Below are 12823 nucleotides of genomic sequence, written 5' to 3'. Positions count from 1 at the left end.
TCATTAAATTAATAGTTACAATTATATCTTTATTATTTGTATTTCTATTAGCTTGAAAAATTATAATTAAAAAAAATGTAGTTATTTATAACTACATTTTTTAATTTACTATAATTTTTTTAATTGTTTTGTTTTACAAAGTTTAAAGTTTTATCCCTATATCTACTAATGTTTGTCCATAATGATCCAGAATGTTTTGCGCCCTCAAATAGCTCTATATCACTTATTTTGACGCTCTCAATTGATGTTTTTAGATAATATAAGACAATTGAGTTATCGTATAGAACAAAGTCATCTGCTTTACCATGAATATATAGTATTTTCAAATCATTAATATCATCATTTTTTACTAATAAATTAACGTCTTTTAAACTAACATCTGTATATTTTTTAAAGTTTTTATTAATATTAAATGACATAAGCCATCAAGGTATCTTTAATGCTTTTTTTAAGAAATATCTAATTTGAGGAATTACTTCACTAAATGCACAATCAGCAATTATTCAGTTTACTTTATTTTCTTTATAATATTTATTTGCGAAAAATAGTGAAGTACTTGCACCCATACTAACTCCAAATATACCAATTTCTTCTACATTAAAAGTTAATTTTACTCATCTAACAACTTCATCTAACACTTCAGCATTTGTATATCCAAAATCAGATTTAGTCCCATAAGTTTTACCATGTGCATAGGCATCAAAAGTTAATATGTTATAACCTTGTTTATAGAAATGAAATATATTTCTTAAAGCAAAGTATTTATTCCTTTTGAACCCATGCAAACCTATAATTCATTTCTTACTATCTTTATTCCTTAGCATTAATGTACTTATTTCTTTTTTAAAAAGTCCAATCATAAACTCTTTAAGTTGCTCTTTTTCAATATCAAAATCCTTTACATTATGTTTTTCTAATTCACCCAATAGTTCTTCATAAGTATTTATTTCTATATTATTCTCATTTAATCCTGTTCTTTTATATTTGAATAAATAAACCCTAAACACCCTAGAACATATTCAACTTAATAAAATAACTAAAGGGAACAATAAAATAACAAAAGTTATATTAAATCAATTATAGTGATACTTTTTTAGTCTTTTTAAATGCTTTTTATATTGCATACTTTACCCCTTATACACTTATTATTGTAAAGTAAATTTTTTATAAAAAATAAACTAAATAAATTTATAAAATTATTTAATAGAATAAAATATATTTATTGGAGGATATTATAGTGGCAAAAAAAATAATAAAAAACCTTTATTTAGGTGATATGAATAGTGTTGTTAAGGACGCACAAATTGTTATATCTTGTGCAGAGGAAACATTTAATGAAAAAAAAGAGTTAAATGAAGCTATTTATGTTGATGATGTTAAATTTAAAAATAAAATTAAAGATACGTATTATTATAGTTTTGAAGATTATCCATATCCTGATTCTTTAAATAAAAATGCAATTAAAGATATATTTAATATGATTGATCAAAATATTAATAAGAAAGTAATGTATATCCATTGTATATGGGGAGTAAATAGAAGTGCTAGTATTGTATTTATGTATCTCGTTTCAAGAGGGTATATAAAAAGTAATAACTATGAAGATGCGAGAAGTCAATTTTCTAATATTTATCCTAAACATAGTCCTAACCCAGGTTGAAAGGATTTTTTAAAAAAATACTACCCATATAATTTTTAATATATCTTAATAATTTAGTTAATTTTTATATTTTTTGTTGAATTTTATAAACTATTAATGTACAATTCTTATGAATATTTAGGAGGGAATATGAAAAAATTATTATCTATATTAACAACTATATTAATTGGATCAACTATACCAACAGCTGTTATTGCATGTGGTTCAGAAAACCCCAGTAATGATGTAGATCCAGCACCAGAAACAAACGAAGTAGACAGTTATAACGAAACATTAAATACATTTAAGAAAGAAGTTAGTGAAATAATTAATAAAAACATTAAACTTGCTTCACAAAGTTGGTTTGAAAATGATGATGGGAATAAAAACTTTTCATTTTTTAAAAAAAATAACTATTCAAGTTACTTTACAAATTATGTTCAAAATAAAACTAATAACACTAACTTAACAGATATTTTTAATATAAATAGTGATAATAAAACTAACTATTTTAATGATTTAAAATTGAAAACAAACTATAATAAAATTAAAGAAGAAGTTGAAGCATTAAAAAGTAAATCAGAATACGATATATTACTAAGTGATGTTACTAATATTATAACTATTGATGAATCATTAGCTGATACAGAAGGTGATGTATCGAAACTAAGTATCTACGAATCTAAAAATTCTGAATCAGTTAATAAAGATGGTTATATATTAAATACCATTGCAAATTTTAACTTTAGTATTAAATATAAAAATGCTGACAACACAAATGTAACTAATTTTAATCAAAGATCTACATTAAATTATACATTAACAACATATAAAGGATTAGCAGAAGGTATTTCAGATAAATCTAAATCTATAAAATGGAATTATTTACAAAAAGATTTAAATAATGAAAATAATGATGGTTATTTAGACTTATCTTCTATTAATAAAGAATCAGAATCAGATGATAAATTTGTTAAAAATTCAAGTAAGATCAAAGAAACATTAAAAAATAAATTTAATGATCCATTAAAGGCTATAATTGAAGAATTAAATAAAAGCTTAGAATCATTAGGTGAATTAAAAGACTTTATTAAATTCTCACCTAAAAATGAAAATGATAACTCATTTAATTTTGAAGATTTAAATGATTCAAATTTATGAGATTATAAAGTAGAGCCAAGCGTATCAAACTATTCATGAAAAAATAACCGAACTGGTTGAAATGATGATAGCTTTTTAAATGGTAGTGAATTATATAAAAGTATTATGTTTAATAAAGGCGAAGGTAATAGTAGTCTAGATAATTACCTTTCTGATAATATTAAAAATTGATCTAATACATTTGTTAAAAATGTTTTAGAATCTGAAGCTGATTCACAAATTTTAGAAAATGAAACAGTAAAATCTAATTTGAAAAAACTTCTATCTATTAAGTTTTTATCTTTAAGTAATATTCAATTAAAAATAGGTGATTTCACAAAAGATATGAACGAATTAAAAATAGGGTATGGATCAACAGTTGATATAACTGAATCATTGGATAATTTGACAAATGAATCAAGAACTTATAAATCTATAAAACAAAATATAAAAAATGGTTTAAACCAATTTTCAGAAATATTTAAACTTGAGGATAGTTATACTAGTCCAAGTCAGAATACTTCATTATTCACAGTAAAATCAGATAACGAATTCTTTTGAAATAATGCTAATAATATTCACAATACTAATGACCTAAGCAACTTTTTCTCTTTAAATAAAAATGAAACAGATTTTATTAAAAAAAGAAAAAAAATAATAGATGAAGGTAACCAAAGTAATTTTGAATTTAATTTTAGTCCAAGTGGTGGAAATGTACCATCACTTGGTTATAATGATACTGGTCTTCAAATGACAAGACCTTGATCAGGAATGCCTTATATTGATATAAATATAAAATTAGATTTTTTAAATTTAAATTTTAGAACAGATCAAATTTATTCACAAGGTGGTAAATATAGAACATTTACTTATATATGAAAATCATAGTAAAATAATGTTCTAACAGTAAAAAATTTAACTAAAAAAACTAGTGAAGAACACTAGTTTTTTTTTAATTATTGTGAACCTAAATAAATAAAGTAATCTAAAATTATTTTTAAAATTAATTATAATTATTAAATTGCGTATTAATTATCTTATATTGATATAATTCATTCATTATTTAAAATAAAAAGACAATTAATTTGTTATTAATTAGGTTTCTTTCAACCTATCAATAATATAAGTTGGTTTTTTATAAAAAAAGTAATATAATTATTTTGAAGGTTGATGTAATAAAATGAATAAATTAAATTTCAAATTATTAAGTTTTAACTATAAAAACGTTATAAAAAACAAAGTTTTATTATCGGTTACAATAACTTTTTTGTTAATGTCTACATTTTTAGAGATAGCATCTTTTTTTAATTATTATTTTAATTCAAACATATACGTCAATAATATTAATGATCTTTTTAACAAAATATTCTTTTTTAAAAAAATATTTGACATGCTAATGCTTTCAGTGATTGTTATTTATTTAACGTCTTTATGTTTTTATATCGATAAAAAGCAAGGTAAAATAAATCTTGAATTAAAAGGCGGTATTAGTTTATTTCAAATATATCTTCAAAGAATAATTATAATTGCATCAATTATATTAACTATAATATTATTTTTACTAGCATCACAATCGCTACTTACATTAACAATTAATGAGTATTTTTTAGAAACAAGACTTAAAGTCATTAACTTTATGTACTTTTACTTTCTTTTAGCAATAATGATATTTTCAATAACATTTTTTTTTATTATGATGTTTAATTCAAAGGTTGTGTTAACTGTTGTAGGTTTTATTTCTTGTTTAATTCCATTGTCTAGTACACTTAGTTCTTTGAGATACAATGACTGTATAAATTTATATAGACATGGGTCATCTACAACAACATTTCAAAAATGAAATTATTTTAATAAAAATTTAAAATCAGATAAATATTTTAATGAATTTTTACCGAACTTTGAAAAAGTATATAAAAACAAAGGTACTCTCGACAAATATCAATGAGCTTATGGAAATTATTGATATGTTATCAATAATTTAACTGATGATGATAAAAAAATATATGGTGATAATTTTATAAATTTTATTAAAGATATGGATAAGTTATTTAATGATAATTATCAGTTATTTAATAATCCAGATTCAAACGGTTTTAAACTCGAAGATAGTTTCGTATACAATTATAGAAAAGGATATACTAGCTATAAAACTTTAAAACAAAACTTAATTTACAATATTATTAATAAAATTATAGGATTATCAAAAAATGATGAATATTATAATTTTTTAAATATATTAAAAGATTACTCTAACTACTTTTTAGAATACCTAGAAAAATCTCCGTTGTCCATTGCATATAATTTTAATAAATCTTTTATTTCAATTTCTGTAGAAGATGGTTATTTTGATGAAACTTTTAAAAACTACAAAACAAGTGATCAATATGATTTTTACTTTTTCTTATCTTCAATAGCATATGATATTTGTAATTGACAAAATAATACTAGAGTAAATTATGAAAAAAATATAGAAATTGATTTATCACCAGAACAAAGTTTGATAGATAGTTTAAAAATAAATGCAAATAGTAATCCTTTTAATCAATTAGCGCAACTACAGTTTGGTAATTACTTTTCTAAAAACAGTTTATATTATTACAATAGTTTATCAGGAGGAGTATTTTATAATACATTTGAATCACCAACCATTCCTTTAGAATTTATATATTTTAAAAGTAATCAACAAAATAATCAACCTCCAAGATTAGACGATTTAGAAGAAGTTAATGTAAGTTTCACAAATTATTATGTATTATATTTTTCTTACTTAATTATCTTTATGGTAGTTGCAGGACTATCTTACATAAAGTATAGAAAGGTAGTGCTTAGACATGAAGTTAAATAAGTTAAAAAAAGATATAAAATTTAATTTTTTAATTTTGACATTTAAAAGAATATTTAAAAAATGATGAAATTATTTCTTTTTTGCTTTGTTAATATTAATAACAATTTCATTCCAAACTTTTTTTTTAATTTATTTTAAAAATGAAAGTTTTTTAAATGGAGATTATGCACAAGGATCAAGCTTTATATTACAAATTTTATTAATAAAAAGTATTTTAGTTTCTATATTAATTATGATTTATTCATTTATGATAGCTCAATTTTTAATACACAGTGATAAGTCTAAATATTTATTTAATCTTGAAATTAAATCAGGTATAAATTTAAAAAGTTCTTTAATGTATCGATTTTTTGTTTTATTTAGCTATACCTTTATTTTAATAATTTTTTTAGTAATTATTGAAGCGTGTTTTATTGGTTTTTGACCTAAGTCACTCAATTTTTTTATACCAATATTTATGACTAAATACAGTTTTTATTTAATAATTGCCATACTTACAATAACTTTAAGCTTTTTTTTCTTTAATTTTTTTAATGAATATTTAACTTATGTTTTAGCTGGTATTTTAATATTTATATTAAATGTCAATATGTATTTATGGCCAATCATTAAAAAAAGTATGATTCCATTAACAAATGTTAATAACACTTCACAAACTCTTGCTTATGATAGTTTAATCTACAAAAAAATTAGTTATATTGCTGAAAACATTAATGATAATCAATTCTTTAAAGATACTTTACAAATTAATTTTGATATAAATAGTTTAAGAGATGTAACAATTTTTCAAGGAAATTTATTAAATGACAAATTTTTAAATATGCTTGAAAATAAATCTCCAAACCTAAAACAATTTCTAATATCAACACATAATTATTATGCTAATAAAAATCAAGCAAGTAATGAAATTGATTTGACAAAATTTATATTTAATAAATCTGATAATCAAACAATAAAAAATTTTGACTCAAATTATTTTTATAACATAATTGATAGTTATTATAATAATGAAAATGAAGAATATAATAATTTTATAAAAATTTTTAAAGATTTTTCTAAAAACTTTTTATTACTCAACAAACTTATTACAGATTTATTTATATCAGTTAATTACCAAGTAATAATTGATGAAAGCCTGTGAGGGCAAGACATTAAAAAGTACAACTCTATAGAAGAAATTTCTTTATATTGATTTATAGCAAACACTTACAAAATAATGTATGAGTACAGTGAATCTGATATGTTTAAAAGTTTAGTTGTGTCAGACTATCAGCAAAATTTAAATAAGCTAAAAGCTAACTTTTATTTAAATCCACTTGAACTATACATAAATTTATCTTATGGATCATTTTATAATAATGATAATGAAAATAGTTTAATAATTAATAGTTTAGATGAAAACAGTCCTTTGTATGTCAGAAGTTTTATTAATCTAGAAGAAAAGCAAACTAATGAAAATAAAGCAAATAATGAATTACTAAGATATAAATCTAAAAATGTAAAGGTTTTTAGCTACGAAGGATTTTATGTATTTTTATTATTATTTAGTTTAGGTTTAATATACGTAAACTATTTTAAATTTAAAAAAACATTGATTGTTTAAAAGGAGAATAAGTTATGATAGAAGTAAAGAATTTAACTAAAGTGTATAAAAAAAATAAAAAAAATATTTTAAATAATATTAGTTTTAAAATTAAAAATGGTGATATTTGTTTATTTTGTGGTCCTAATGGAGCCGGAAAAACTACAACTATTAAAGCAATTTTTAAAGAATTAGAATTTAAAGAAGGTGAAATTACATATAATAATAAAAAATTATTATCTTCAAGTTTAAAAGATTTTGCTTTTTTCCCTGATTCAAATAATATTCCTTTGAGTTTAACAGTAAAAGATTATATTCAGTATATTGGAACTATTTATGATATTAAAAAAACTACCTTAAAAGAAAAAACAGAATTTTTAATAAAGTTTTTTAATTTAGAAGAACATAAAAATAAAAAGTTAGGGGAGTTATCTGCGGGTTGAAAAAAAAGAGCTATTTTTGCAGGGGTATTAGTTAATGAACCGAAATATGTTTTTATGGATGAACCAACAGCAAATTTAGATATAGCTTCACAAGAATACTTTGTTCAAGTTGTTAAGAAGTTGAATGAAAAAGGGGTAACATTTTTTATTACAACTCATCAAATTGAAGATTTTTCAAAAATTAATAATCACCTAATAGTGATAAACGAAGGAAATATACTTTATGATCAATACATTAATCCAAATAAACAAAACTCAAAAGATATCTATTTAGAACATATAAAAAATACTGAGACTAATAATGATTTATTAGAAAAGATATACACTGAAAAATAAAACAACTAATTTAATTAGTTGTTTTTAAATTATAAAGGTTAGAAAAAATGAAGCTAAGTAGATTAGTGTTAAAATCATTGTTTTTTTTTGTTTGAAAGGAAATATACCAAAAAAAAATAAAATTAACAAATAAAATATGAAGCTTTATTAAGGTATGGAAAAGATAAAAAACATCGAAAAAATAGCATATGATTTAAATATTAAGGTTGGTTCACAATTAATACGCCATTGAATAATTCCTCTAAATACTTCAATTTCAATAGTATGTATAGTTATTGTAAAGAGGTAAAACTGATGAGTCAAAAATTAAAAAAAAATTATTTCTAAAGAATTAAGAGTCAAAGATAAGTAGAATAAAGTCCTAAAAGAAAAATTTAAAAAGTTAGAAAAAAATTTAACTATTTACAAATATTCAATTGTATTATTTATAATTTTATATAAAAAAATAATATCTATATGAATATTAAGAAATATATAGTTAATTTTCAATAATTTAGAATTAGCAAAGGAATATATTTGATATAAATGTTTAAAAACTTGGGCATAATTCAGAGTAAACTTGTAAAAAAAATGTATTTATCGCTTTGAATAAATATATTAAAAAATAAGTAGTGTTTTAAATAACAAAGAATTAAAACTAGAAAAAATAAATTATACATAAAAAGTGTAGGTTTTTCTTGTTTTGAAAAAAATACTTTTAGAGCGATTAATAAAAATAGTTTTTATATTATTTACAATTTATAACCAGCATTTATTTAAAATAAAAACTGCTTTTATTAAACTATTGTTACCCCCCCCTTATTTTTCTCGCAACCATGATTAGTTTATAATTGTACTTGGAGAAATGTGGTATAATTTATAAAAATGTGGGTGAATATAATGAAAAAATTTAATTTTAAATTATTAGGTATTAACTTCAAAAACATTATAAAAAACAAGGCTTTATGATCAATTACATTAACTTTTGTAATTATATCTACTTTATTAGAATTAACTTCTTTTTATAATTATTATAATTCAAATGTTGATGTTAAAAAGATAGATTCATTTTTTAATAGAACATTTTTTTGTAAAAAACTGTTTGATATTATAATGCTTTCAGTAGTTGTGATCTATTTAACAACCATTTGCTTTTATGTTGATAAAAAACAAGGAAAAATTAATCTTGAAATTAAGGGTGGAATAAGCATATTTCAAACTTATATTCAAAGAATAGTTATATTAATATCATTTTCATTAATAACTGTCTTATTTTTATTTACAATTCAGTCATTACTTACTTTATCAATTAGTAGTGAATACTTTAATGAAGCTCGACTTAAAGTTATTAATTTTATGTTTTTTTACTTTCTTTTAGTAGTAATGATGTTTTCTATAACGTTATTTTTATTGATGATTTTTAATTCAAAAGTTGTATTAATAATAGTTGGTATTATTTCGTGTTTTGTTGGGTTAGCAAATATATTTAGTTCATTGAGTTATGCACAAACTTCAAAGTTGTATTCATATGCATCAAATAATGAAACTTTAGAAAAATGATCAAAATTTAATAATGATATAAAAAAAGATGCAATATTTAATGATTATTTAGTTAACTTTGAAAAATTTGATATTGGTTTTATTTTTAATTATCTAGACAAATATCAATGAGCTTCTGGTAATTATTGATATGTTTTAAATAAATTAAGTAATGATGATAGAAAACCATATGGTGATAACTTTTTAAACTTCATTAAATATATTGATAATTTATTTAATGATAACTACCAAGTATTTGCAAATCCAAATTCTAATGGTTTTAAATTAGAGGATACTTTTGTGGGAAGTTACAATATAAATTATGCTAACTTCAAATCCATGAAAGAAAATAGAATTTATAATATAGTAAACAAAATTAGTGATTTATTAACAAATAAAGATTATGCAAATTTTTTAAATATATTAAAAGACTATTCTAATCATTTTATAAATTATTTACAAAAGTCTTCTGCTTACACCTTATCTTCATTATTATTACAGAATTCAATAAATGCAGGATACTTTGAAGATACTTTTAAAAATTATAAAACAAGTGATCAATTTGATTTTTACTTTTTCTTATCTTCAATAGCATATGATATTTTAAAATGACAAAATGATTTTAAAATAAGTTATGAAAAAAACAATATAGTTGCTATATCACCAGAACAAAGTTTAATTGATGATTTAAAGTTAAATGCAAATATTAACCCATTTAATCAATTTGCACAATTACAATTTGGAAATTACTATTCTAAAAATAGCTTATATTACTATAATAGTTTTTCTAAAGGAGATAATGACACATTTGAAACACCAACTATTCCTTTAGATATTAATTATTTCAAAAATGCTCAACAAGACAATCAACCTCCAAGATTAGATAATATTGAAGAAGTTAATGTAAATTTTGCAAACTATTTTACTATATATTTTTCTTACTTGATTATTTTTATGTTAATTTCAGGACTATCATACATAAGATATAGAAAGATTGCGCTTAGTCATGGATATAAATAAGCCAAAAATGTAGTTGAATTTAATTTTTTTAATTTCCAAATTTAAAAGAATATTTAAAAAATGATGAAATTATTTATTTTTTTGTTTGTTAATATTAATGATAATTGCATTTCAAACTTTTTTTAATTTATTTTAAAATGAAAGTATTTTAAATAAAGATAATGCACAAGGGTAAACCTTTATTTTAAAGCACTAGTTTGATTAGTTGTGGTAGAGGCTAAGTATAAGAAATAAATATATTTCATTTATTAAAATCATATAAATAAACATTGTTATTATTGATTTAAATAAAAGATAGAATAAAGCAGTTAACCAATTTAAGAATGTATTTATTAATTCAAGTAAAAGTTAGAATCAATAAAATATAGATAAACAACCAAAATTTCTTATAACGAAATAATTTTTTTGTTAATTATAAACTTATATGTTATAATTTTTTAAAGATTTATTAATTGTATAAATAGATATTTAATTTGTATTGTAAATATAATTATATTAATTAATTAAGAAATAAAATGTAAAGGAGTTTATATTGTGGATAAAAATGTAAAAAATGATCAGAGAATAGATCCAACTGAAGTACTTCATGTTCATATAAATAATAAAAAAGTTAGAAAATCGGCAGCGTTTGATTTTTGAAGAGTATTTTCTATAGTTTTTGGAAACTCAATTGGGGTTGGAATATATCTTAAAAGTAAACAAGCATTATTAACTGCTCATAATCCTTATATTGTTTTAATAGTATTATTTTTAATGTCATTTATTGGTGTATCAATGGTTTTTGTTTTTATTGAACTTGGAACAAGTGCTAAAAATAGGTATCATACACATACATGTTTTGCAGAAACATTTATAGGTAGAAGAACTGGAAGTATGTTTTCATTATTTTATTGCATAATATACATTCCTGTATATGTGGGTTTAATGGCAATTACAGTATCATATTATATTTTTAGAGTAATTGATGATTATTATGATAACTCAGTTTGAATGAACCAAGATTTAGAAGCTTTTTTAATAATTTTTATAGCAGTATTCATAATATTTTTTATGTGTATATCAAATGGATATGCATCTAATGGTTGATTTAAGTATTTACATATATTTTTTAATAACCTTAAATTCTTACCTTTAATATTAGTTTTAGGATTAGGAATATATGCTAAATTTTATTTTAATACAACTGCATTTACTGATAAAAATACTTCTCAATGAAACTTTAGCTATTTTATATTAGTTATTCCAATGCTATTATTTGAGTTAGATGGTTTCATGTATGGATCAAGTATTGAAAAAGAAATAACTCACAAAAGAATGTTAGTTTTTGGACAAGTTGTAGGGGTTATATTAGTAGTTAGTGTAAATGTTTTGTTTGCTCTATCATTATATTTTGGAACAACTGACGCTGATTCATTTTCTTTAATCTCCACAGTATTACCTAAAGATTGAGCATTAGTTTTAAAACTAATTATTGCAATAGTAGTTCTTGGTTCTGTTGCTGGTTTTACTAGTTTTGGTGTAATTAATTTGAGTAGTACAACTGATAATAATGGTGTTCAACTAGTTTATTTTAAAAAAAGTCAAAAGATGATATCACATAGATTAAGCGGTTATATTAATGCAATATTAATATCAACTGTATTAATAGTATTAACTACAACCTCTTGAGTAATTTATAAGAATTCACTTAATAGAACAAATAAAGAAAGTGAGTATTATTATGTTGGTCAAGCAGTTACTTTCTTAATTGACAAAATATCAGATTCTGTTGTAGTTCTTGCATTTACTACATATTTAATATTAATGGTAGCAGCATTAATAAATCATAAAACTAAAAAAGTTAATGATGTTATGAATGTAAAAGGTAATATTTATTATAATATTGTTGCATCAAGTATTATGTCATTCTTTTTAGCTTATATATACTATGATATATTTAAAAAGTTTGGTTCAAATGATATCGGGCAAATTTTACAACCTTTATTTGTTATTATTTTTTTACTATTACTATTTATTACATTCATTATTAATGAAGTAAAACTTTCAAAAGTAAATATTGATACAAATGATTTTATTTTAAGAATAAATCCTAAAAATTGAACTAAAAAATATAATAAACAAGAAGCAATATCAAATTATAAAATAAAAAATAAAAACTTTTATTCTTCTTTAATCATTGATAATGAAGAAAAAAAATAACAAAACATTATGCAAAATATAAAAGCATAATGTTTTTTTATAAAAATATTTTTAAGTTTTCTAACAAATTTTTATTTTTTAAGCAAAACCCATATAAATAG

At 21.0% G+C, this 12823-nt stretch carries 8 protein-coding genes; 7 read left to right on the top strand and 1 reads right to left on the bottom strand.

What is annotated here, in order from left to right:
- Positions 1-119: 119 nt before the first annotated feature.
- On the bottom strand, positions 120-1124 hold the full coding sequence (locus SCORR_RS02760; RefSeq protein WP_094048899.1) for an alpha/beta hydrolase: 1005 nt from the start codon (positions 1122-1124) through the stop codon (positions 120-122).
- A gap of 113 nt (positions 1125-1237) precedes the next feature.
- On the opposite strand from SCORR_RS02760, the gene SCORR_RS02755 reads away from it, so the two are divergent.
- From SCORR_RS02755 to SCORR_RS02725, 7 genes are all read left to right on the top strand, one after another.
- Complete coding sequence (locus SCORR_RS02755) at positions 1238-1699, top strand: protein-tyrosine phosphatase family protein (RefSeq protein WP_245831771.1); 462 nt, start codon at positions 1238-1240, stop codon at positions 1697-1699.
- Between the two features lie 90 nt (positions 1700-1789).
- The gene (locus tag SCORR_RS02750) at positions 1790-3667 is read left to right on the top strand and encodes a hypothetical protein (RefSeq protein ID WP_094048897.1); all 1878 of its coding nucleotides are present in this window, start codon (positions 1790-1792) and stop codon (positions 3665-3667) included.
- 292 nt (positions 3668-3959) lie between these two features.
- Positions 3960-5624 carry a hypothetical protein gene (locus tag SCORR_RS02745; RefSeq protein WP_094048895.1) on the top strand — a complete coding sequence of 555 codons (1665 nt, stop codon included), beginning with the start codon at positions 3960-3962 and terminating at the stop codon, positions 5622-5624.
- Positions 5611-7227 (top strand): hypothetical protein, encoded by a 1617-nt coding sequence (locus SCORR_RS02740; protein WP_094048893.1) that lies wholly within the window; start codon positions 5611-5613, stop codon positions 7225-7227. Before SCORR_RS02745 ends, SCORR_RS02740 begins: the two co-directional genes overlap by 14 nt.
- Before the next feature lie 14 nt (positions 7228-7241).
- Positions 7242-7985 carry an ATP-binding cassette domain-containing protein gene (locus tag SCORR_RS02735; protein ID WP_094048891.1) on the top strand — a complete coding sequence of 248 codons (744 nt, stop codon included), beginning with the start codon at positions 7242-7244 and terminating at the stop codon, positions 7983-7985.
- Positions 7986-8864: 879 nt separating this feature from the next.
- A complete protein-coding gene (locus tag SCORR_RS02730; protein ID WP_094048889.1) occupies positions 8865-10523 on the top strand; it encodes a hypothetical protein in 1659 nt (552 codons plus the stop codon).
- Between the two features lie 534 nt (positions 10524-11057).
- The gene (locus SCORR_RS02725) at positions 11058-12722 is read left to right on the top strand and encodes an amino acid permease (RefSeq protein WP_157705354.1); all 1665 of its coding nucleotides are present in this window, start codon (positions 11058-11060) and stop codon (positions 12720-12722) included.
- The last annotated feature ends 101 nt before the right edge of the window (positions 12723-12823 follow it).

Source organism: Spiroplasma corruscae (genome assembly GCF_002237575.1).
Taxonomy (GTDB): domain Bacteria; phylum Bacillota_I; class Bacilli_A; order Mycoplasmatales; family Mycoplasmataceae; genus Spiroplasma_A; species Spiroplasma_A corruscae.
This window is presented reverse-complemented; position numbering and strand designations above follow the sequence as displayed.